General features: G+C 72.2%; 17 protein-coding genes and 1 pseudogene. 5 read left to right on the forward strand and 13 right to left on the reverse strand.

The genetic code is table 11. From position 1 onward, the window contains the following. Nucleotides 1–87: 87 nt before the first annotated feature. Nucleotides 88–1,131 carry a serine/threonine-protein kinase gene (locus P8T65_RS28390; protein WP_316728035.1) on the reverse strand — a complete coding sequence of 348 codons (1,044 nt, stop codon included), beginning with the start codon at nt 1,129–1,131 and terminating at the stop codon, nt 88–90. A gap of 154 nt (nt 1,132–1,285) precedes the next feature. Between P8T65_RS28390 and P8T65_RS28395 the strand changes: the two genes are divergently transcribed. Both P8T65_RS28395 and P8T65_RS28400 read left to right on the forward strand, forming a co-directional pair. After that, complete coding sequence (locus P8T65_RS28395) at nt 1,286–4,279, forward strand: bifunctional glycosyltransferase family 2 protein/CDP-glycerol:glycerophosphate glycerophosphotransferase (protein WP_316728036.1); 2,994 nt, start codon at nt 1,286–1,288, stop codon at nt 4,277–4,279. Nucleotides 4,280–4,341: 62 nt separating this feature from the next. After that, complete coding sequence (locus P8T65_RS28400) at nt 4,342–5,436, forward strand: glycosyltransferase (RefSeq protein WP_316731766.1); 1,095 nt, start codon at nt 4,342–4,344, stop codon at nt 5,434–5,436. 87 nt (nt 5,437–5,523) lie between these two features. Here P8T65_RS28400 and P8T65_RS28405 read toward each other — a convergent pair whose 3' ends face one another. Then, nucleotides 5,524–6,393 carry an ABC transporter ATP-binding protein gene (locus P8T65_RS28405; protein WP_399100538.1) on the reverse strand — a complete coding sequence of 290 codons (870 nt, stop codon included), beginning with the start codon at nt 6,391–6,393 and terminating at the stop codon, nt 5,524–5,526. Continuing rightward, entirely contained in the window at nt 6,386–7,318 is a 933-nt protein-coding gene (locus tag P8T65_RS28410) for an ABC transporter permease (protein WP_316728037.1), read from the reverse strand. Before P8T65_RS28410 ends, P8T65_RS28405 begins: the two co-directional genes overlap by 8 nt. A gap of 188 nt (nt 7,319–7,506) precedes the next feature. Here P8T65_RS28410 and P8T65_RS28415 point away from each other — a divergent pair, with 188 nt between their 5' ends. Next, on the forward strand, nt 7,507–8,145 hold the full coding sequence (locus tag P8T65_RS28415; RefSeq protein ID WP_033524948.1) for a TetR/AcrR family transcriptional regulator: 639 nt from the start codon (nt 7,507–7,509) through the stop codon (nt 8,143–8,145). 256 nt (nt 8,146–8,401) lie between these two features. Continuing rightward, nucleotides 8,402–8,869 carry a DUF6174 domain-containing protein gene (locus P8T65_RS28420; RefSeq protein WP_316728038.1) on the forward strand — a complete coding sequence of 156 codons (468 nt, stop codon included), beginning with the start codon at nt 8,402–8,404 and terminating at the stop codon, nt 8,867–8,869. A 9-nt stretch (nt 8,870–8,878) separates the two neighbouring features. Here the strand turns inward: P8T65_RS28420 and P8T65_RS28425 are convergent, their stop codons facing one another. From P8T65_RS28425 to P8T65_RS28455, 7 genes are all read right to left on the reverse strand, one after another. After that, nucleotides 8,879–9,862, reverse strand: a complete 984-nt coding sequence (locus tag P8T65_RS28425; RefSeq protein WP_399100543.1) for an ADP-ribosylglycohydrolase family protein — start codon at nt 9,860–9,862, stop codon at nt 8,879–8,881. Then, nucleotides 9,859–10,482 (reverse strand): pentapeptide repeat-containing protein, encoded by a 624-nt coding sequence (locus tag P8T65_RS28430; protein WP_316728039.1) that lies wholly within the window; start codon nt 10,480–10,482, stop codon nt 9,859–9,861. Before P8T65_RS28430 ends, P8T65_RS28425 begins: the two co-directional genes overlap by 4 nt. A 16-nt stretch (nt 10,483–10,498) precedes the next feature. Further along, nucleotides 10,499–12,742 carry a hypothetical protein gene (locus tag P8T65_RS28435; RefSeq protein ID WP_316728040.1) on the reverse strand — a complete coding sequence of 748 codons (2,244 nt, stop codon included), beginning with the start codon at nt 12,740–12,742 and terminating at the stop codon, nt 10,499–10,501. Continuing rightward, a complete protein-coding gene (locus P8T65_RS28440; protein WP_184893386.1) occupies nt 12,739–13,173 on the reverse strand; it encodes a DUF6507 family protein in 435 nt (144 codons plus the stop codon). The genes P8T65_RS28435 and P8T65_RS28440 overlap by 4 nt, the downstream gene beginning before the upstream one ends. A 128-nt stretch (nt 13,174–13,301) precedes the next feature. Next, nucleotides 13,302–14,273 (reverse strand): UDP-glucose 4-epimerase GalE, encoded by a 972-nt coding sequence (gene galE, locus P8T65_RS28445; RefSeq protein WP_316728041.1) that lies wholly within the window; start codon nt 14,271–14,273, stop codon nt 13,302–13,304. A 60-nt stretch (nt 14,274–14,333) separates the two neighbouring features. Beyond that, on the reverse strand, nt 14,334–15,953 hold the full coding sequence (locus P8T65_RS28450; protein ID WP_316728042.1) for a glycosyltransferase family 2 protein: 1,620 nt from the start codon (nt 15,951–15,953) through the stop codon (nt 14,334–14,336). Nucleotides 15,954–16,087: 134 nt separating this feature from the next. After that, on the reverse strand, nt 16,088–16,615 hold the full coding sequence (locus P8T65_RS28455; protein ID WP_316728043.1) for a MarR family transcriptional regulator: 528 nt from the start codon (nt 16,613–16,615) through the stop codon (nt 16,088–16,090). A gap of 154 nt (nt 16,616–16,769) precedes the next feature. On the opposite strand from P8T65_RS28455, the gene P8T65_RS28460 reads away from it, so the two are divergent. Continuing rightward, nucleotides 16,770–17,183: an organic hydroperoxide resistance protein gene (locus tag P8T65_RS28460; protein ID WP_184893393.1), complete on the forward strand. Its 414-nt coding sequence runs from the start codon at nt 16,770–16,772 to the stop codon at nt 17,181–17,183. Nucleotides 17,184–17,257: 74 nt separating this feature from the next. On the opposite strand, the gene P8T65_RS28465 is transcribed toward P8T65_RS28460, so the two are convergent. From P8T65_RS28465 to P8T65_RS28475, 3 genes and pseudogenes are all read right to left on the reverse strand, one after another. Beyond that, nucleotides 17,258–18,901 carry a hypothetical protein gene (locus P8T65_RS28465; RefSeq protein ID WP_316728044.1) on the reverse strand — a complete coding sequence of 548 codons (1,644 nt, stop codon included), beginning with the start codon at nt 18,899–18,901 and terminating at the stop codon, nt 17,258–17,260. A gap of 39 nt (nt 18,902–18,940) precedes the next feature. After that, nucleotides 18,941–20,279: pseudogene (locus tag P8T65_RS28470) on the reverse strand (hypothetical protein). Further along, nucleotides 20,276–22,504: a bifunctional glycosyltransferase family 2 protein/CDP-glycerol:glycerophosphate glycerophosphotransferase gene (locus P8T65_RS28475; RefSeq protein WP_316728045.1), complete on the reverse strand. Its 2,229-nt coding sequence runs from the start codon at nt 22,502–22,504 to the stop codon at nt 20,276–20,278. Before P8T65_RS28475 ends, P8T65_RS28470 begins: the two are co-directional and overlap by 4 nt.

Genomic DNA, 22,504 nt, shown 5'->3' on the forward strand with positions numbered 1-22,504 from the left:
TCAGGCCCGCAGGGCCTGGTCTTTCAGGGGGCGCGGGGAACTGCGCGAGCAACCACGAACCACCCGCACCTGACAGCGCACCCGAAGTCACGGATCCCGGCGGACCCGGCGCCGCCACTCCTCGTCCCGCACAGTGATCGGCGCCGTCGGCGGGAGGCGCCGTGCCGTCGGCGCCTCCGAGATGTGCGGCGTCGGAGCCGTCGGCGCCTCCGTCAGGGACAGCGTGCGGAAGGCCGTCTCGATGAGGGCCACCGACGTGGCCACCGGCCCCGGCAGCCAGCCCGCGAAGTCCCGGACGTCCCGCCGCGCCGCCCCCGCGCAGTGCTCGGCGACGGCGGCCGCGGAGGGCCGGGACACCGGGTCGGCGGTGAGACAGCGGCGGATGACGTCCACCAGGGGGCGCCCGATGCCGTCCAGCACGGGTGGGGAAACGTCCGTGGCGGCGATGCGCGTGGCGATGGCCAGCGGGTTGCCGCGCCCGTACGGGTGACTGCCGGTCGCCGCGACCGCGGCGATCAGGCCCAGCGCGAACACGTCGGACGCGGAGGTGACCCGGCGGCCGAGCGCGTGTTCGGGGGACATGTAGCGCGGGGTGCCGATGAGGCGTCCGGCGGTGGTGAGGGTCGCCGCGCCCGCCGCCCGGGCGATGCCGAAGTCGAGCAGCCAGGGCCCGTCCGCGGCCAGCAGCAGGTTGGCGGGCTTGACGTCACGGTGGATCACCCCGGCGGTGTGCACGGCGTCCAGGGCGTACGCGGCGCACGCCAGCAGTTGCAGGACCGTGGCGACCGGGAGCGGGCCGTGGGTCTCCAGTGCCTGGTCGAGGGGGACACCCGGGACGTAGTGCGTGGCCAGCCAGGGCCGCTCGGCACCGGCGTCGTGGTCGACGATCGGCACCAGGTGGTAGCCGGACACGCGGCGCCCGGCGGCCACCTCGCGGGCGAACCGTTCACGGAAGGCGGGGCTGTCCGCGTACTCCGGGCGGACCAGCTTCAGCGCGACCGGCTGGCCGCCCCGGCTGCGGGAGAGATAGACGGTGCCCATGCCGCCCTCACCGATCCGGGCGTACAGGGGATACCCGGCGATCTCCCGCGGATCCTCTGTCCGCAGCGGCTCAGGTACCACCCCACGCATCGACCGCCCCCTCCGCTCAGCACGTCCTCGGAGGGTATCGCGGCAGGGAGCCGTCAGAGGCCGGCGAGGCAACCCGCGTACCGCCGAGGACATCTACCCGAGTGGCCCTCAACCGCACCACGGTCTATAGAGGGTAGAAGCGGGGATGTCAGGGATGTACGGAACGAACGGGATTGATGGGGTGAACACGGACGTGGACCAGCGACCCGCCGTATCCGTCGTCGTGATCGTCTACAACGACGAGGCCAGGCTGCCCACGGCCGTCCGCTCGGTGCTGGAGCAGACGCTGCGGAGCGTCGAGGTCGTGATCGTCGACGACCACAGCACGGACGGCTCCTACGAGGTGGCCGCCCGCCTCGCCGCCGAGCACCCGGACCGCGTGCGCGCGTACCGGCTGCCCGAGAACAGCGGCGGTTGCGGTGCGCCCCGCAACGCGGGCATCCGGGAGACCCGGGGCGAGTACGTCGTCTTCCTCGACAGCGACGACGTCCTGGAGCGCAACGCCTGCCGCAACCTGCTGGAGGCCGCCGAGAGCACCGGGGCCGATCTCGTCTCCGGTCTCTGCGTCCGCGTCCACGTGGACACCCGCAACCGGAAGGAGGTCCCGTGGTACCCGTGGCTGTACACCCGCACCCGTACCCTCGACTCCGTCTCCGAGCTGCCCGACCTGCTGGTCTACGACACCCTGTCCACCAACAAGTGCTACCGCCGGGACTTTCTGGTCGAGGGCGGGCTGCTGTTCCCCGTCGGCATCCACTACGAGGACCTCTTCTTCTCCGCCCAGGCGTACGCGGCCGCCCGCCGCATCACCCTGATCCCCAACCGGGTCTACGACTGGAACGTGGCCGAGAAGGCGCGGGCCAAGTCGATCAGCAACCGGCGGGCCGAGATCGCCAACTTCGCGCACCGGATGGAGATCCACCGCCGGGTGGACCGGCTCCTCGCCGCCCAGGGCATGGCGGAGCTGAAGTTCCACAAGGACGTCAAGTTCCTCAAGCACGACCTGGTGCTGCATCTGCGTGACCTGCCGTTCCGGGACGCGGCCTACCGTCAGGAGTTCGCCGGACTGGCCCGCGCCTATCTGGCGTCGATCGACCCGGCCGCGTACGACGAGGTCGAACCCATCCACGCCGTCTGCGCCTATCTGCTGCGGATGGGCGACTGGGACAACCTGCTGCCGGCCGTGGACACGCTGACCAACCGCGACAAGGTCTCCGCGCCCCTGGTCGAGCGCGACGGGCGGATCTACTGGTGCGCCGAGCACCTGCACGCCCCCGGGGAGGAAGGGGAGTTCGCGCGCCGGATCCTGGACGTCACCGAACTCGGCTACCACGCCCGACCGGTCCGGAAGCTGTTCCTGCGCAACGAGCTGACGGAGTACGAGGAGTACGAGGAGTACGAGGGGCACGCGCCAGACGCGGCGGAGGCGGGCCGGGGACGAGGCACCGGCGTCGGCGCCGGTCGGGGCGGTTGTGTGCGTCTCGCCGGGCGGGTCACCAACCCGCTCGGGGTCATTCCGGCCGACGCCCGGCTCTCCGCCTCGCTGGAGTTCTACGCCCGCCGCCCCGGCGTGCGGTTCCAGACCTTCCGGGTGCCGGTGGCCACCGTCCGGCACGACGGTCCGTACATCACGTGGCGGGCCGACGCCGACATCTCCCGGACGCTCCGACCGCTGGGCATCGTGGACGCCGTATGGGACGTGCGCCTCCACCTCGACGTCGACGGCGAGCGCACCACGAGCCGGCTGACGGCCGCCGAACCGGGGCTGGCGGGCGGCGAACTGCCGGTCCGGCCGCGGCTCACGCGGCTGGTCGCCGACCGGGTCGAGCCGCAGATCTCCGCCCGCGGTCACCTCGCGTTCCGGCTGGTCCCCGACAAGAAGGCCACCGTCCTCGTCACCCGCGGCCTCCAGGGGGCGCCCGGCAGGCTCGCCAAGTCCGGCTACCGCAAGGCGAAGGCGCTGCGCAAGCAGGCCACCTCCGGAGACGCCAAAATCCGCCTCTACCGCGAGGTTTTCCAGCGCATGCCGAAGCAGCGGCGGCTGGTGGTGTTCGAGAGCCACCTCGGACGGCAGTACAGCGACAGCCCCCGGGCGATCTACGAGGAGATGCGCCGCCAGGGTCTCGACTTCGAGGCGGTGTGGTCGTACACGGGCCGCCCCGAGGGGTTCCCGGCCGACGCCACCCTCGTCCGGCGCTGGTCGCTGCCGTATCTGCGGGCGCTGGCCCGCGCCGAGTTCTGGATCGACAACCAGAGCTTCCCGCTCAAGCTGACCAAGCGTCCCGGCACGACCTACCTCCAGACCTGGCACGGCTCCGCGCTCAAGCGCATGGGCTTCGACGAGCCCGGCTGGAAGCTCAAGTCCCGCGCCGAGCAGGCCGAGCAGCAGCGCACCCTCGACCGCTTCGACCACTTCCTGATCCGCTCGGAGCACGACGTGCGCACCCTGGCGAAGGCCTTCCGGCTGCGGGAGAAGGTGCTGCTGCGGGTGGGCTATCCGCGCAACGACGAGCTCGTCCGGGCCCGGGAGACGGACCGGGCGGACCAGCGCGCGCGGCTCGCCGCCGAGTTGGGCATCCCGGAGATCTCCGCGATCCCGGCGGACAAGAAAATCCTGCTCTACGCCCCCACCTTCCGCCACCAGGGGCAGCGCCGCTTCACCCTCCCCTTCGACGTGGAGCGCTTCGCGGAGACCTTCGGCGACGAGTACGTACTGCTCGTCCGTGCCCACTACCTCAACCACGTCGTGCTCCCGCCGTCGGTGCGGGGCCGCGTCGTCGACGTGTCCGACCACCACGACGTGACGCCCGTCCTCGCCCTCGCGGACGCGCTGATCACGGACTACTCGTCGGTGATGTTCGACTACGCGCTGCTCGACCGCCCGATGTTCTTGTTCACCTACGACTACGAGGAGTACGTCCACGAGGGCCGCGGCACCTACTTCGACCTCCTCGAACGCGCGCCGGGACCGATCGTGCGCACGGAGGACGAGCTGCACGCCGTCCTGCGCGACTCCTCGCTGGACGAGCAGACGCTCAAGTACGCCGCCGCGCGGGAGCGGTTCACGGCCGCCTTCGGCGAGTACGACAAGGGGACGGCGGCCCGGAGCGTCGTCGACCAGTTCTTCTCCGAGTGGAGGCGCAAGTGATCGGCCGGGACAGGGCTGTCGTGCGGGACGAGGCCAGGGATGCCGGGCGGGACGGCGCACGGGTGTCCGGGGCGCGGGACGTCTTCCTGGTGTCCAACAGCGTGGACGAGACGGGCGGTGTGACCAGCTGGTCCCATCATCTGGCCCGGCTCCTCACCGAACGCGGCCACCGCGTCCACGTCATCGGGATCACCACCCCCGAGGACCCGCACCCCCTCGGTGAACTCCCTTACCCCACCACCCGGTTGTACGACGGCCAGCCGCCGCCCCCCGGCCGGGCGCGGGACGCGAGCATGCGGGACCGGGCGACCGTGCTGACCGGCCTGTTCCGGGCCGCGCGCCCCGGCGGGGTCGTGATCGTGACCCAGGTGTGGGCGATGGAGTGGGTGCGGCTCGCCGACACCGGCGGTCTGACCGTCATCGGGATGAGCCACGAGTCCTTCGAGACCTCCCGCCGCTCCTCCCGCTTCCGGCGGGTGCTCACGTACTACCGGGACGTCGACCGCATGCTCGTCCTCACCCGCGAGGACGCCGACCTGTGGATCGGGGCGGGCCTCAACAACGCCTCGTACCTGCCCAACGCCGTGCCCTGGATTCCGGAGGAGCCCTCGCCGCGCACCGCGAAGGCCGTCGTCAGCATCGGTCGGCTCAGCGACGAGAAGGGTGTCGACATGCTCCTCGACACCTGGGCCGAGGTGGCGCCCCGGCACCCGGACTGGACGCTGCTCGTCTACGGCTCCGGCGAGGACGAGGAACTCCTCAGGAAGCAGTGCACGGCCCTCGGTCTCGATGGCTCGGTGTCCTGGATGGGCCGCACGCACGACGTGCCGGGCGTGCTACGCGGCGGCTCGGTCTTCGCGCTGTCCTCCCGGGGCGAGGGCTTCCCCCTCGCCCTGATGGAAGCCATGGCCATGGGCGTCCCCTGTGTCGCCTTCGACTGCGCGCCCGGCGTCCACGAGATCGTGCGCGACGGCGAGGACGGCCTTCTCGTCCGCCCCGGCAACACGGGTGAACTGGCCCGCAAACTGGACCGGTTGATGACCGACAAGACCCTGCGCGACCGCATGGGCGACAAGGCGAGACAGAACATCCGCCGCTACGGCACGGAGGAGATCGTGGACAGGTGGGAGGCCCTGTTCACTTTTCTGGAGAGGTGAGCATCGAAGGAGCGCGGGGAACTGCGCGAACAACCACGACGAACCCGCACCCGCCGAACCACAGCTCCCCCCGAGTTCTCAGGCGACCTACTTCTTCCCGCCGGTGAACTTCTCGTACTCCTTCAACACCTCGTCCGTGGGCCCGTCCAAGCGGAGCTCCCCCCGCTCCAGCCACAGCACCCGATCGCACGTGTCCCGGATCGACTTGTTGTTGTGGCTGACGAGGAACACCGTCCCCGCGTGCTTCCGCAGCTCACGGATCCGCGCCTCGGAGCGCTTCTGGAACGAGCGGTCCCCGGTCGCCAGCGCTTCGTCGATCAGCAGCACGTCGTGGTCCTTGGCGGCGGCGATGGAGAACCGCAGCCGGGCCGCCATCCCGGAGGAGTACGTCCGCATGGGGAGCGTGATGAAGTCCCCCTTCTCGTTGATGCCCGAGAAGTCGACGATCTCCTGGTACCGCTCCCTGACCTGCTCCCGGGACATGCCCATGGCGAGCCCGCCGAGGTGGACGTTCCGTTCACCCGTGAGGTCGTTCATCAGGGCCGCGTTGACACCGAGCAGGGACGGCTGGCCGTCGGTGTAGATACGCCCGTTCTCCACGGGGAGGAGCCCGGCGACGGCTTTGAGGAGGGTCGACTTCCCGGAGCCGTTCGTCCCGATCAGCCCGATGGCCTCGCCCCGGTACGCGGTGAACGACACGTTCCGCACGGCGTGCACCTTGCGGACGCCGGCCGCCTTCTCCGCCTTCTTGCGCCGCAGGATGCGGTTGAGCGCGGCGGTGGCGGTGCCACGACCGGCCCCCGTGCCGTTGACGCGGTAGACGATGTCCACACCGTCGACGACGACGGTCGGGACGGGCTCGGGGGCGGCGGTGCCGGTGCCCGTGCCGGTGTCGGTGGCCTGGTCGGCCGTCCGCCGGGTGCCGGAAACGGTGGGGTTGATGATGGTGTCAGCCACGGCCGTACGTCTCCTCAGCCTTCCAGAAGTAGATGAACCCGCCGACGCCCGCGAGGAGCGCCCAGCCCGCCGCGATCGCCCAGACGTGCGGCGGCAGCTGGCCCCCGTGGAAGCTGTCGATCAGCGCGAACCGCATGAGGTCGATGTAGACGGCCGCCGGGTTGCACTCCAGCAGCAGATGCACGAACGCCGGGATGTCCCTCTTGGCGAGCATGTGGTCGATGCTGAACATCACGCCCGAGGTGTACATCCAGGTACGCAGCACGAACGGCATCAGCTGCGAGATGTCGGGCGTCTTGGCGCCGATCCGCGCCAACACCATCGCCACGCCGGCGTTGAACACGAACTGCAGCGCCAGCGCGGGGACGATCAGCAGCCAGGACGCGGCGACCGGTACCCCGAAGGCCAGCAGGATCACGACCAGCGCGGCCATGGAGAACAGCAGTTGCTGGAGTTGCTGGAGGCAGTACGACAGGGGGAGCGAGGCCCGGGGGAAGTGCAGGGCCCGGACCAGGCCGAGGCTGCCGGATATGGCGCGGGTGCCCGCCATGATCGAGCTCTGGGTGAAGGTCCACACGAACACGCCGGTCACGAGGAACGGGACGTAGTCCGGCACGCCCTTCTTGGTGCCCATGAGCAGGCCGAAGATCAGGTAGTAGACCGCCGCGTTCAGCAGGGGGTTCGCGATCTGCCAGACCTGGCCGAGCTTCGCCTGGCTGTACTGCGCGGTCAGCTTCGCCGTGGCGAACGCGGTGATGAAGTGCCGCCGCGCCCACAGCTGCCGTACGTACGCGCCGAGCGAGGGGCGGGCCCCGCTGACGCTGAGGCCGTACCGCTCGGCGAGCTGGGCCGGGGTCTCGGCGGCGGGGGCGCTTCGGGGGGTGTCCGCCCTGGTCGGGGGCGGTGCGTGGAGGACCTGGCTCACATCCGCTGCTTTCGCTAGTGAGGTCGCTGGTGGGGGGCGTCCCGCGTGCTCGGCCGCGCTGGTCGGGCTCTTACGGCGCCCTTGCCCTGCTCTTACGTCGGGACGGGACCGTATCGTCGCAACGTGAGCCTAAGTCGATTCGACGTCGGAACGCAACCGTTTCGTCGTCGCGGCCTATGCTGTGCACCATGACGACGAACGCCGACCCCTCCGAGGGGCAGCCGCCGCCACGGCCGCGCCGCCGGGCCCCCGCCGGGGCGGCCGTGCTCCGTGAGGACGTGACGGAGGCGATCCGGGCGGCGGTCTTCGAGGAACTGGCGGCCGTCGGCTACGCCCGGATGTCCATCGAGGGCATCGCGCGCCGCGCGGGCGTCGGCAAGACGGCGGTGTACCGCCGCTGGCGTTCCAAGCTGCACCTGGTGCTGGACCTGGTCTCGGCAGTGGCGGTCCAGGGCCTGCCCATGCCGGACACGGGCTCGCTGGAGGGCGATCTCCGGCTGCTCTACGAGGTCACGTCCCGCGCGCTGCGGCACCCGGTGGCCGGCCAGATCATCCCCGACCTCCAGGCCGAGGCCGCCCGCAATCCGGAGATCGCCGAGGCGATGCAGAAGGCGCTGAGGGAGGGGCAGCAGAGTGTGGCCACGGGGATCGTCGCGGCGGCGGTCGCCCGGGGCGAGGTCCGCGCGGGCGTGGACGAGGACCTGGCCCTGGACGTGATCTCGGGCCCGCTGTACTGGCGCTCGGTGGTCGTCCGCGCGCCGAAGCTGCCGAAGGGCTATCTGGAGAGCCTGACGCGGGCCACGGCGGGGGCGTTGCGGGCGCTGTAGGGGCGGAGGCCCGGGGGCGCCGGAGCGAGGCGACACGACTCGAACGCGCCGAAGTCCGAATGCGCCGGGGGCCGGTCGTGCCGAAGTCCGAATGCGCCGGGGGCCGGTCGTGCCGAAGCCAGGCCGCGCCGGGGACCGGAAGCGCCGGAGATCGAGCGCGCCGCGGACCGAACGTTCCAGCGGCGGATCGCGTCTTAGTCACAGCCGCTCAGGAATGGGGGTCGCCGTGACTCTCTTATGCTCCCGTGTTCGTTCCGTGCTCCTCGCCGCCACGCTGATCGCGGGGACGGCGGGGACGACCGTCGCGTGCGACGGCGGGACGTCCTCGGAACCGAAGGGGCGAGCCTCGCCGAAGCAGAGCAGCACCACCGCGGGGACCCCCATCACCTGGGAGGAGCCCTCCTCGTACGTCTACACCCTCACGTCGACCTCGATGGTCCTGGCGGGGACGTTCCGGGTGACGGTCCGGGACGGCAAGGTGACCGAGGCGGTCGGCCTCGACGAGGGCAGCCGGTCGGTGGTGGAGCAGGGGCCCGACCGCATACCGAAGATCGGCGACCTGTTGGACATGCTGGAGAAGGCCTGGCAGGAGCAGGCGGACACGGCGGAGATCCAGTACGCCCCCGGTGGGCATCCCGCACGGATCACCCTGGACGTGGACGAGAACGCCATCGACGACGAGGCGGAGTACGTCATCAGTGGCTACAAGCCGGGTGCGGGCTGAGAACGAGGGTCAGCGGGCGTCGTGCCGAGTCGCCAACTCCGTTGCCAGGTAGATGAGTTCCGGGGTGCGCAGGACGCGCTCCCCGAACCCCGGCAGGGGCACGTGCAGCGGCTCCAGCCAGCGCTCCGGGATGGCCTCGACCCCGTGCACCGCGCCCGCGAGCGCGCCGGTCACCGCCGCGACCGTGTCGGTGTCGCCGCCGAGGTCCACCGCCGCGCGTACGGCGTCCTCGTAGGAGTCGGTCGTCCGTACGGCCCAGACGGCGGAGCCCAGGCAGGGCCAGACGGCGCCGTTGAACTCCGTGGCGCGGTCGGGGTGCCAGTCGGGGGCGAGGACGACCTCGTACCGGGGGCGGTGGTCGGGGTGGAGCGCGGCCAGGGTGTCGGGGAGCGCGGTGAGCGGGTCGCCGCCGGCCAGCGCGATCCGGACCAGTTCGTGGAGGACGGCGGTGCCTTCCCAGGCGGCCGGGTCGCCGTGCGTGAGGGCGGACAGGCGCCGGGCCGCGTCCATACTGGGGCCGCGCCCGTACGGCGCGAAGAACACGGCCGAGGTGGCGGCCCGCATCAACGCGCCGTTGCCCGCGGCCCGTAGGTTCACCTGGAAGTGGAGCGCGGCGGCGAGGTCCCAGGGGTCGCTGCCGGTGAGGACGTCCTCGGTCTGGATGCCGATGTCCTTGGGGCCGGAGGCCGCCCAGCGCTGGAACCTGCGGAAGACGTCGGGCAGTTCGAGCCCACCGTGCTCGACGAGGGACTCCCCGACGAGGACGGCCATCTGGGTGTCGTCGGTCGCCTCACCGGGGTCCCATCCGCCACCCCCGCACATCTCTCCGCCGTGCCCGGCCTTCGGAAAGCGCGCGGAGAAGGCGCCTTCAGGACCGAACTCGAAGGGCGCGCCGAGCGCGTCCCCGACGGCGGAGCCGAGCACCGCCCCGAGGGCGCGCCGCGGGTCGACTGCGTCCGGGAGCACCTGGGGCCGCCGGTGAATCCCGGTCACAGGCCGCGCTTTGCGTCAGAGACGGGAAGCACCTCGACGGATCCGCCTCGCTCGCTCACCCAACGTTCCAGTGCCGCTCCCGCGATTTCGTGCTCCACGCCCTGATCGTCGATCACCCGGACAGGGCCGAAGACGGTTCCCGAAAGGCCCTCGACCTTGGTGCGGTGATCGACGGTCACCTTGAAGGAATTCTCCCGCAGAACGGCATGGGAGAGGTCCGCACCGCGGAAATCCACATGGAGGAGGGAAGCGCCCAGGACGCGTGTGCCACGCAAGGAGGCATTCGTCGCGTCGACGTCGTAGAGCGAGGCCTTGACCAGATCCGCGCCATCCAGGATCGCGCCCCGGAGCACGGCGTCGTCGAGGTTGACACGGACCAGCGAGGCCCGCGTCAGATCGGCTCCCGTGAGATCGGCCCCTTCGGCGTCTGAACGGTAGAGGTCCGCCCCCACCAGCTTGACCCCGGCCAGTTTCGCGTCGGTGAGCCAGGACTCCTGGAGGTTCGCCTCGGAGAGGTCCGCGTCACGCAGATCGAGCCCGATGACATCGAGGGCGCCCTCGCCCCCCGCGCTCAGCCACTCCTCCAGACGGGCTTTCGCCTGCGGATCCGTCGGGAACACGCGGGGTGCCCAATTCCTACGGGTACCAGATGACATCGTCTTCCCAGCCATTCTTCTCGACGATGGACTTGATGTCGTCGATCGCCGCCTGATTCGCATTGCGCATGTCCAGGATAACGACACGCTGCTTCTCGACGATCTGTTCCGCCAGCTTCTTGACCCAGCGTTCGTTCTTGGCGGGGTCATAAGCTCCCTTGAACGGCAGGGACTTGTCCCGGACATTGTTGAAGGGGGGCCAGTCGGAATGGACGCCCTTGATGTCGTAGTAGCGTCCGGTGCTCGGTGAGTAGAACTCCCCGCGGTCCGCCTCCGTGGGGCGTTGGATGTCGTCCGGGAGACGCCCCTGCTCGGCGAGGTCCAGGCCGACCCTTGCCTCGTCCTTGGAGGGCTCGGAGATACCGCCGTTCTTGTCGGGGTCGCGCTGGAGCTGGTCGAACTCATCGGGACTACGGGACTCGACCTCGTCGAGGTGGTCCCAGTGGTCCGCCTTCTGCTGCGGGGTGAGTTCCGGCGGCGGCTCGTTGCCGCGCTCGGGGGCCGTCGTTCCCTCCGAGGGCTCGTGCGGGGCCCCCGTGCCTTCGTCGCCCGGGGTGCCGCCGTGCCCGCCGACGGGGGGTTCGGTGTGGCCGCCGCCCGGTGTCCCGCCGTGACCACCGCCGGAGGGAGCCCCGGTGTGGCCGCCGCCCGAGGTCTCGGTGTGGCCGCCGGTCGGGGTCTCCGTACGGCCGCCTCCGGTACCACCGGTCCGGCCGTCACCGCCGGGCCCTCCGTTGCCACCCGGCGTCTCATGGTTCGCGGACGGCAGGCGGTCGTCGCCGACGCGCCCCACAGCCGTGCCGCCGTCGCCCACCTTCGCCCCCGCACCCACCAGCTCGGTCTCGGGTCGCGTGGCGTCGACGCCCCGCTCGGCCGCCGTGCCCTCGTGCCGGATGGCGTCCAGGGACTCCCGTACCGTGCCGTCCGCGTTGTGGACGACGAGTGTCTGGGTGTCGAGGTAGACGACCTCGCCCTGCGGCGTCTCCATCCGGACGCTGTTCTCGGGGGTGAGGCCGGCCGGCAGCTCGTCGGCGACGTTCGGCGGGTCGGCGATCTGGTACGTGCCCTCGCCGAGCCGGATGTGTGTGCCGTCGGTGATGCCGCGCAGGCTCGCCATGACGTCGCTGATCTTCACCGCCGTCGCGCCGACGCCCTTGGTGAGGTATGTCATCGGGTCGACGATCTTGCCGGCCTTGCCCGCGAAGGAGATCGCCTTGGCGATGGCACCCGCCTTGCCCGCGCCGGAGACCGCTCCGCCCGCGCCGCCCGTGAAGATCGTGGTCAGGACGTTGAAGGTGACCGCCCCGGCCGCCCGGGAGGGGTTCTTGCCCCACTCGTCGTACGCGATCAGCGCCTTGCCGGTCTCCACGACGGCGGTGCGGGAGTCGCGCAGCCAGGAGGGCAGCTTGTCGTCGGGCGCCAGCCAGTACGCGGCGCCCACCACCGGTACGGCCGTGATGACGATGCCGGTGGCGAGCTTGCCGAGGCCGACCCACGCCTGGCCCGCCGCGTCCCAGCCGTTGAAGCCGACCAGCGTGCCCAGGCCCTTGATCGTGCCCCACACGCCGTCCACGACGAAGCCGACCGCGAAGTCCCAGGCGTGCTCGTGGATGTAGTACCAGGGGTTGGACTCCTCCACCGGGTCGCCCCAGGGCAGACCACCGGCGTTGTCGAGGTCCTCGCCCCGGTAGCCGTACATGTTCTCTTTGTTCGAGCCGTCGTTGACGACGAGAGCCTCGCCGCCGACCAGCCCGACGATCTTGTTGTAGCAGTCGCGTTCGGCGGCCTGGAACGCGGCGTACGCGGCGTTGATGTCGGAGCGGCGGTTGTTGTTCTCCTCGACGAGGTCGCCGTCGGCGCGCCACTCGTCGTCGCCCTCGATCTTCGCGCGGAAGGCGATCGCGTCCCGGCGGAGCTGGTCGAACTTCTGCTTGAGCGGGCCGACGGCGGCGGCGTACGTGTCCAGCGCCGAGGCCACGGTCTCCAACTCGGTCGCGAACTCACCGCCCTTGGCCGCCACCGGAGCGGTCGTCGCGAACAGCGCCTCCGCCTCGGGCGCCTTGTAGTACGCGGAGAGGCCGCCGAAGCGGGTGTGGATCGCCGAGCCCGAGTCCTTCAGGGAGGTACCGGCCGAACGGACGCCCGCGATGTGCTGGTCGAGCAGCTCCAGGTTGCCGGTGAACTCAGGGACCTCCTCCGGGATGACGGGGATGTCGTCGCTCACTTCGGCCCCTGCCCGCCGTTCCCGTCGACACCCGGCGGTGGCGGTACGACCGTCGCCTTGAGCGCGTTGGCCTGGTGCGTGGCGGCCATGTCCAGGTCGCCGGTGACGTAGGCGTTGGTGGCATCGGCCGCGCCCTGCACGGAGTCGATGGTCCGCTGCGCCATGTACGCCAGCTTCTGCTGCCGCTCCTGGAGGTACGTGCTCAGCGCCGCCGCGACCGGTCCGACCGGCACCCGTGGCGTGCCCGCGACCACCGGCCCGATCATCGGTCCGTTGAACTGCCCGCCCGGCACGGCCGTACCGGCCGACTCGGCCGCGCTCGCCATGTTCGACACCAGTGAGTTGGCGGCCTTCTCCAGGCCGCCGGCCGCCTCACCGGTCGACTTCAGCGTGGTCTGCACGTTGATCGGATCGATGTCCCAAGCCGGCATCGTCGCTACCCCCGTAACGCCCTGTCGTACCCGTACCCGTACCCGTACGCGTGGTCTGCTCGTCCTTCGCCTCCCCTAGTACACACGAGCAAACGGCACCGAACAGTTCCCACTGCTCGTCGATTCCGTCACAGGTGCTGCGGCCGCTCCGTCCACCCCGCCCATGCCGACGCGATCATGTCCTCGACGCCGTACCGCGCCTTCCAGCCCAGTTCGGCGGCGATCCGGTCCGCCGAGGCGACCACGCGCGCGGGGTCCCCGGGCCGCCGGTCGACGACCACGGGCGGCAGGTCGTGACCGGTGAGCGCGGTGATCCGGTCGACCATCTCGCGCACCGACACGCCCTCCCCGCGCCCGATGTTGAGGGTGAGGTCCGTGCCCGGCGCCTCGCGCAGCAGCCGCGCGGTCGCCAAGTGGGCCTCCGCGAGGTCGACGACATGGATGTAGTCCCGGACGCAGGTGCCGTCGGGGGTCGGGTAGTCGGCGCCGAAGATGTGTGGCGGGGCTCCCTCGGAGAGCTTCTCGAAGACCATGGGGATGAGGTTGAAGACGCCGGTGTCGGCCAGTTCGGGGGTCGCCGCGCCGGCCACGTTGAAGTAGCGCAGGGACGCCGTCGACAGCCCGGTGACCCGGCCCGTGGCCCGGACCAGCCACTCGCCGACCAGCTTGGTCTCGCCGTACGGGCTCATCGGCAGGCACGGCGTCTCCTCGGTGACGAGGTCCACGTCGGGCATGCCGTACACGGCGGCGGAGGACGAGAGGACGAAGGACGCGACCCCGGCGTCCGTGACGGCGGACAGCAGGGTGCGCAGGCCCTCGACGTTCTCCCGGTAGTAGTGCAGCGGCAGTTCGACGGACTCGCCGACCTGCTTCTTCGCCGCGAGGTGCACGACGCCGGTGACGTGCCGGTCCCGGATCACCCGGGCCAGCCGCTCCCCGTCGAGGATGGAGCCGACCTCCAACGGGACGCCGTCGGGCACCCGTTCGGCGACGCCGGTGGACAGGTCGTCGTAGACGACGGCCTCCTCGCCCGCGTCGAGCATCGCGCGCACCACATGCGCCCCGATGTATCCCGCGCCACCGGTGATCAGCCAGGTCATGGACGACCGTCCCGTCGTAGTCGTAGTCGCGTAGGCGCGGGGCCGTGCCCGCGTCGGGTCTCAGTGAAGCAGGCGTTTGAGGCGTCGGCGGACGACCTCGGTCAATCCTCGCCAACCGGGCGCGAGTCGCACCGCGAGCGCCCCCGCGTGGGTCGCGTACGGCTGCACCAGGAGCACTCCATGGCGCGCGCTGAACAGTGCGCTCCGGCGGAGGAGCCCGGCGCCCGCGACGGCGTGTGCGGTGGTCTCCCGACGGCTGCCGTCCGCGAACCGCAGCCGTAGCCGGAGGTCCCACGTGCCGCTGCCCAACGCGGCCAGGTCCAGCGGTACGTCCGCCGTCCAGCTGTCGACGTCCGGCTCCTCCGCGCCGCTGTCGCCCTCCGCCTCGGCCAGGAGGGGCGCCGTGCCGGCGAAGCCCACCCGCCCGTCGTTCCGTTCTGTGAACTCCGCCTGCACGGTCACCGGCCCCGCCTCCGCCATCCGCCCGTACAGCTCGTGGAGCCGCAGTCGGAGCACCGTCCCCCGCGCGCGGGGCCGCAGTTCCGCGTCGACGGCGGCGGGCAGCAGCTCCACGGGGCGGACGAGGAGATGGTCCAGCTCCACCTGCGGCAGATCGGCCGACCAGACGGGCGAGCCGTCGGCCCCGCGGGCGTACGGCGGGGTCAGCCGGGCCGGGCGGGCCGCCATCTCCCTGAGGCGGGGCAGGTCGCGCGGCTCGTCGGCGGCGAGGATCACCCGGGCGACGACCCGGCCGGGCGCGGGCGCCGGCGCGAAGTCGCCCTCGTCGAAGGTGGCCAGGTAGGCGCGTGTCAGCGTCCACCACTCGCGCTGGTACTCGGTGCCGCGCAGGCCCAGCTCGCGGGCGTACATCCGCAGCGAGTGGTCGAGGAAGCGCGTCCGTGCGGCCCGTGCCGGGCCCTTCTCACCGGCGCCCAGCAGGATGTCGTACGACAGTCGGTCGGCGTCCAGGCGGGCCCGCCAGTTGGTGATGTCGGAGCGGTCCAGGGAGATGGACAGCCGGGCCGCCGATCGGCGCACGTGCCAGACGTACACCGGGTCGGGGACGAGCGCGACGCGCGGTGCGGCGGCCAGGACGCGCGCGCCGAAGACGAAGTCCTCGTACGGGAAGCGGCCCTCGGGGAAACGGATGGCGCGCTCGCGCAGGAAGGAGGTCCGGTACAGCTTGTTGACGCAGAGGGTGTCGTGCACCAGGTGTGCGCGCTGGGAGGAGTGCTCCAGCAGCGTGCGCCGGGCGTACAGCTCGGGCTGCCAGGGGGTCTCGCGGCCGGACGGCAGCTCCCTGCGCACGCACAACCCGGACGCGACCGGCGCGTCGTGCTCCAGAGCCGCCCCCAGCAGCGCGTCCACGGCGCCGGGCGGCAGCACGTCGTCGCTGTCCAGGAACATGACGTACGGCGAGGTCACGACGTCCAGCCCGGTGTTGCGCGGGGTGCCGCAGCCGCCGCTGTTGACCGGGCGCCGGACCACCCGCAGCCGGGGTTCGTCCCCGGCGAGGCGCTCCAGCACGTCCGCGCTGCCGTCGGTCGAGCAGTCGTCGACGGCGATCACCTCACGGACGGCCGGCCCCTGCGCGAGCGCCGAGCGCACGGCGTCCGTCACATGGGCCGCGTCGTCGTACCCGATGACGACGACGGAGACCTGCGCCTGCTGAAGAGCCATGGTTGCCCCGCACCTGTGAGAGGTATATGTGCAAATCTTCCCTTACGGGCGGCTTCGCGGCCCCGTGGGGAAGATGGCGGGTGGGAGGCCCGGGTTCCGTATGGAGTTGTTGAATTCTGTGCGGGTGCCGGCGGCTACCCGGCCGGTTCCGTGAGCGCCGCCTCGTCCAGCGCGGCCGTCAGACGGTCCAGGCGGTCGCGCAGATCGCGGATCTCGTCGAGGTCGAAGGTGGTCGCGGAGACGATCCGGCGCGGCACCGCCAGCGCGCGTTCCCGCAGGGCCGCGCCCTCCTCGGTCGGTCGCACCACCACCGAGCGCTCGTCGCGCGCGCTGCGCTCGCGCCGGACGAGGCCGGCCGTCTCCAGGCGCTTGAGCAGTGGCGAGAGGGTCCCGGAGTCGAGCCGGAGGTGCTCGCCCAGCTTCTTCACGGGCAGTTCGCCGTGCTCCCAGAGAACCAGCATCACCAGGTACTGCGGATAGGTGATGCCGAGGTCCTTGAGGACCACGCGGTAGACACCGTTGAAGGCGCGCGAGGCGGCGTGCAGGGAGAAGCAGATCTGCCGGTCGAGACGGAGGAAGTCCTCCTCCGAGACCTGTCCGGCGACCTGCCCGGAGATCTCCTGGGAGATCCCCTCGGGCGTAGGGGTGGCACTCGTGCTCATGCCTCCAGGGTAACCCCTGTCCACCATTTAGTTGTTGGCAATTGAATTGTGTGCTCTACTGGAGCCCGTGAACGGCGGCCGGACCGGACCGCCGGACACGGCTCGAACCGACTCGACTCGACCTGACTTGACCTGTGAAAGGGATGGTTCTTCCATGGACGCGCTCTACACCGCTGTCGCCACCGCCACCCACGGCCGCGACGGTCGCGCCGTCAGCAACGACGGAAAGCTCGACCTCGACCTGGCCCTCCCGGTGGAGCTCGGCGGCAACGGCCAGGGCACCAACCCGGAGCAGCTCTTCGCCGCCGGCTACGCCGCCTGTTTCGCCAGCGCGCTCGGCCTGGTCGGCCGCGCCGCCAAGGTCGACGTCAGCGACGCCGCCGTGACCGCCGAGGTCGGCATAGGCAAGGAGGGCGAGGGCTTCGCGCTGAAGGCCACCCTCCGCGTCGAACTCCCCGACACCGTCGACGAGGCCACCGGCCGCAAGCTCGTCGAGCAGGCCCACCAGGTCTGCCCCTACTCCAACGCCACCCGCGGCAACATGCCGGTCGAGCTGGTCGTCGAGTAACACCTCCGCGCGTCCCCGTCGCCTGGGACGTGACAGGCCCCTGGCCGTCCCGCGGATCGCTCCGCGCCTTCCCCCTACGGAGCGATCCGCGCCAGCACCTCCCCGGTCCGCGGACTCCAGTCCACGACCACCGCCTCCTCCGGCACCTTCTGCCGCCGCGTCAGCAGCAGCCAGCGCACCCGGTAGCGCCGCGCGACGGCCGCACGCCGGTCCCGCGTCGACGCCGGATCCAGGTACGCCCGCACCTCGGTGTGCCGCTCGACCCGCTCTCCCTCCTCCAGCGCGGGATCGGGCCAGGGCGGCGCCGCCATGTTCACCCCGTACCCGGCGAGCGCGCGCATCGCGAAGTACCCGTCGCTGATCAGCACCTCGCCCGCCCGCACATGCCGTGCGGCCCAGTCGTACGAAGGCCAGCGCGGCGGCTGTTCGAAGCCGACGGGGTCCAGCGCCCGGGGCACGACAGCCCCCGCCTGGGCGGTCAGGAAACCCACGCAGACCCCGGCTGTGGCGGCCCCGCCCAGCACCCGCCGGGCCCACCCCCACGGCCGGGGCGCCGCCAGCTCCACCGCCAGCGCGAACTGCGCCGGCACCGCCGCGAGCGCCAGCACCCGCCCGTACGTGTAGTGCCCGCTGGCCCAGCCGTACGCCACCACCAGGCACTCCGCCGCGCACATCAGCACCAGCGGGTCCCTGCGCGACCGGCGACCCCGCGCCCACAGCGCCGGCAGCCCGAGCAGCGCCAGCCAGAGGTTCCCCGTCGCGCTCTCGTACAGCAGACGGTGCATCCCGTCCACGCCCGTGTGCCCCGCCAGTGCCAGGACGGCGTAGTACGGCCAGGACACCGCCACCGCGAGGGCGGTCCCGCCCGCCGCCGCCCACCGGGCCACCACCGGGCGCGACCAACCCCGCTGCCAGGCGGTCACGATCGCCACGGCCCCGGCCAGCGAGGCCACCGCCGTGATCGGGTGCACCAGCGTGATCAACCCGTACAGCGCCCCGAGTCCGGCGTACGCCCAGACGGTGCCGAGGCCGCTCGGTCCGACGTACCGCACCCGCCCGGCAGGACCGCCGCCGCGCGCGCGGGCCCCCGTCCACGCCCAGGCCCAGAACGTCAGCCCGGTGGCGAACGCCGACGGATAGCCGAGGTTCAGGGTCAGCGACATCAGCCCGAGGAAGCCGCTCCACAGGATCCGCTCGGTGCCCCACAGCACCGTCATGAACAGCACCGCGAGGACCGGCGCCCACGGCCGGGGCGTCAGTACGCGTACGAAGCGGCCGATCCCGGTGAGCAGCAGCAGCAGGTTCACCGGTCCGGCCAGCTTCACCAGGGACCAGCCGCTCAGCCCGGTCAGCCGTGCGAGCACGCCTTGCGCGACGGCGTAGGGGGAGTAGTACGGGCTGCCCGCGCCCGGTAGGGCGGCGGTCGGGTGGGCCGGGTGCAGCAGGTCCCAGCGCAGCCGTTCGACGACCGCCGCGTGCTGACCGGCGTCGCAGCACAGCGGCACCCGCCAGTACGCCAACGTGATGACCAGCCAGAACAGCGCGCCCATGACGAGGTACGGCGTCGGCCGCCGGGACAGCCGGGTGCGGCCGCCGCGCAGCGCGGTGACCCCGAGCGCGCCACGCCGACGGCGCCGGGCGCGCGGATCGGGACCGGCGTGGGGTCGAACGCGCGGATCCGGGCCGGAACCGGGAAAATTCTGGGCTGTACGGGGCATTTGCCGTGTATTCCCGGTATGGCGGGACCGGTCAACGGCTCAGCTCGCGGTCACCACATCGAGTGAGTCGCGGGTGGTGGTGATCCGCTCCAGCAGCAGCGGTAGCCCCAGCACGGGCAGCAGCCACGCCACCACGATCAGCCGGTCACCCCAGATGGTGATGTCCGGATGCCCGGCCTGGTTCAGGATCCCCGTGCACGCGGCGGCCAGCACGAACCAGCCGAACACCGGCCGCTGCCGCAGCGCGCCCCACGCGCCCGCCGCCAGCGCGGCGAGGAACAGCGGCTCGGTCGGCTGCCGACGCCCCCACTCCGCCCAGAAGTTCGCCTCCAGACTCAGGAACTCCGCCCAGGGCCGGGCCCGGTCGGGGCGCGTGAAGTGATCGGTCAGCAGATCCTGGAGGCTCTCCGAGGCCGCCGGGTAGTGCAGGAGCGAGGCGAGCGCCGGCGTGCACACCGCCGCGCCCGCGGACACGGCTCCGACCGCCAGGACCCCCGGCTCGACCGCCCGCACCCAGGCCACGACCGGCCCGAGCCCGCGCCCCGTTCGTTCACCACCGCGTGCGCGCCGTGCGGCGACCACCGCGCACGCCCCCACCAGACACACCCCCAGGAACAGCGCCTGCGAGTGCTTCACCGTGAAGAGCGCCGCCGGGGAACCGCCGACCAGCAGCGCCCCCGCCCGCACGCGGCCCTCTCGCGCCAGGGCGCACCCCCAGAGCGCCGTCAGCGTCAGGGCCAGCAGCACCCCCTCGGTCATGGGCCGCATGGCAGTCGCGCCGCACGGCAGCACGTAGTAGAGGGCCTGGCCGGTGAGGGCGACGGGGACCGGGGCGTGGACGGTCCGCAGGACGAGGAAGGCCAGGACGCCCCCCGCCGCCGCGATCAGCACGCTCGCCAGCCACACCCCCCACAGGACCCCGAACACCGCGACGAACGGGGCCAGCAGCACCGGGTAGCCGGGCCGTACCTCGAAGATCCGCAGGAACCGCTCCGAGGCGAACGGCGCGACAGGGACGCCGGACTGCCCGGCCGCCAGCCGCCGGTCCACCTTCCGCCACAGCTCCCGCCGGCACTCCTCGGCCACCGGCGCGGACGGGGACGGCGCCCGGAACCGCACCACGTCCACGCTCCGCTTCCGCTCGGCCGTCGCCGCCCGGCTCCCGCAGTAGTGGTCGATGGTGCCGGCCGCCGACTCCCGCACGCTCGCACCGCCCAGCGTGAGGGCGTACGAGACGTAGTTCTTGGTGTCGGGGGTGTGCGCGACCGGTGACGCTCGCCAGCTGGAGCAGCGCGAGAACAGCGGCGGACAGCAGCACCCACGCCCGCGCGCGCGTCGCGAGGATGTGCGCCCGCCCGCCGGCCGTGGGCGCCCTCATGACGACGACGGGAAAGCGGCGGCGGCCGCCGGGGACGGGGCCGGCCGGGGCGCGGGCACCGCCCCCGCCGCCTCCCCCAGCATCAGCGTCCGGACGACCCGCTCCGACGCCCGCCCGTCGTCGAACTCGCAGTACCGCTCCCGGAACCCCGCCCGCAGCCGCGCCGACTCCCTGTCCCGCCACTGCCCGGAGTCGAACAGCCAGGCCAGCTCCCGGTAGGACCGGGAGACATGGCCGGGCGGGTCGGCGGTGATGTCGAGGTACATGCCCCGGCTCGCGGTGAAGGCGTCGAGGTCGTCGGCGTGGACGACGATCGGCCGGTCCAGGTTGGCGTAGTCGACCATCAGGGCCGAGTAGTCCGTGACCAGGACGTCGGAGGCGAGCATCAGCTCCTCCACATGTGGTTCGTCGGTCGCGTCCACCACGACACCCCGCCGGTGCAGCTCGGCGAGCCCGAACCGGCGCGCGGGCCCGTCCGCGAGCGCCGGGTGCAGCCGTACGACGAGGGTGAGCGCCTCGCCCAGGCTGCGCCGCAGGCCGGCGGTGAACCGGGCGAGGTCGATGCGCTCGGCGTGGCCGCCGCGCCGGTGGTCGCGGGGCGTGGGCGCGTACAGCACGACCGTGTGCCCGGCCGGGACGCCCAGCTGCTCACGGACCGCCGCGCCGCTTTCCGGCCCGGCGTTCACCAGGACGTCGTTGCGCGGGCTGCCGGTCCGCAGCGAGGTGAAACCGCACGGGTACGCCCTGCTCCACACCAGCTCGGAGTGGCGGTTGGCGACGAGGCTGTGGTCCCAGCGGTCGGCCCCCCGCAGCACGCCCGGCACGTCCACGCCGAGCCGGGCACCCGGCTTGTGCAGCAGGTCGGCGCCCATGAACTTCAGCGGCGTCCCCTGGTGGGTGTGCACGTGCACGCTGCCCGGCCGCTTGGTGAGGGCGCCTGGCCAGTCGGCGTTGCCGACGAAGTACGTCGCCCGCGCGGCCAGTCGACGGTACTCGGCCGAGCCCGGCGTCACGTACTCCACGCCCGGCGGCAGCGCCGGCACCCGCTCCGGGCGCACCACCCACACTCCCCGGACGTGCGGCGCGAACTCACGGGCGGCCTGGTACACGGCCGCCGGGTCCCCCAGCACCCCGCGATGGGAGAACGCCGAGTACAGGGCCAGATGAGGGTCCAGCGGCAGCCGCTCGTGGGCCAGCGACCAGCCCCGCCCGATCCACTCGGCGCCGACGGCTCGCAGGCGCTCCCCGCGTACGCCGAGCGCGCTACGGGCGCGGGCCGCGCACAGCCGGGCCCGGTAGGCGGCCCAGCCGCCCTCCAGCACCTGGCGGGCGGGGGCCGGGGAGTCGTCGCCCGACCGGTGCCTGCGGTACAGCTCCGCCGTCCGCCGGAAGAACTCGGCCCGGTCCCCGGACGGCACCCGGTCCGGTGCGGCGAGGATCTCCAGACAGTGGTCCGCCATCGCCTCCCGCACCCGACCACGCCAACCCGTCAGCTCCGGACGGGAGTTCAGATGGGCGAAGACCCGCTCGTACTGGTCGTGCACATCGAAGTGCCCCCGGCCGGTGGTGGACAGCAGGGTGCCTCGCGGCCGCTGCCGGCAGGACACACAGATCCGGTCCAGCGTGGCGATCCGCCCGGCGCCGAGCAGCACCGGCAACGTCCACGGCGTGTCCTCGTAGTGCCCCGGCGGGAACCGGAAGCCGTGCGCCTCCAGGAACTCCCGCCGGTACGCCTTGTTCCACACGACCCTCGGCAGACCGAGGAACTCCGGCCGCTCGGCCACCGTGAACGCGCCCTCGCCCGCCGCGCCCAGGAGGTGCGCGTGGGCGTCGCGCCGCGTCTCGCCCCACCAGTACGTCCGGGCGTGGTCGAAGACCAGCACATCGGGGTCCCCGGCCTCCTCCAGTCGGTCCGCCAGCGCGCGCAGGGCACCCGGGACCAGCGTGTCGTCGCCGTCGAGGAAGAGGACGAAGTCGCCGGTGGCGTACGGCAGTCCGGCGTTGCGGGCCCGGCCCGGGCCCACGTTCGCGGGCAGGTGCAGCACCCGCACCCGCGGCTCGCGGGCGGCGTACGCGTCGAGCACCTCGCCGCTTCCGTCCGGCGAGCAGTCGTCGACGGCGATCACCTCGACGTCCCCGTACGACTGCTCCAGGACCGAGTCCAGACACTCGCGCACATACGCCCGGACCTCGAAGACGGGCACGACGACACTGAAACGAGGCAT

This window comes from Streptomyces sp. 11x1 (assembly GCF_032598905.1).
Taxonomy (GTDB): Bacteria; Actinomycetota; Actinomycetes; order Streptomycetales; family Streptomycetaceae; genus Streptomyces.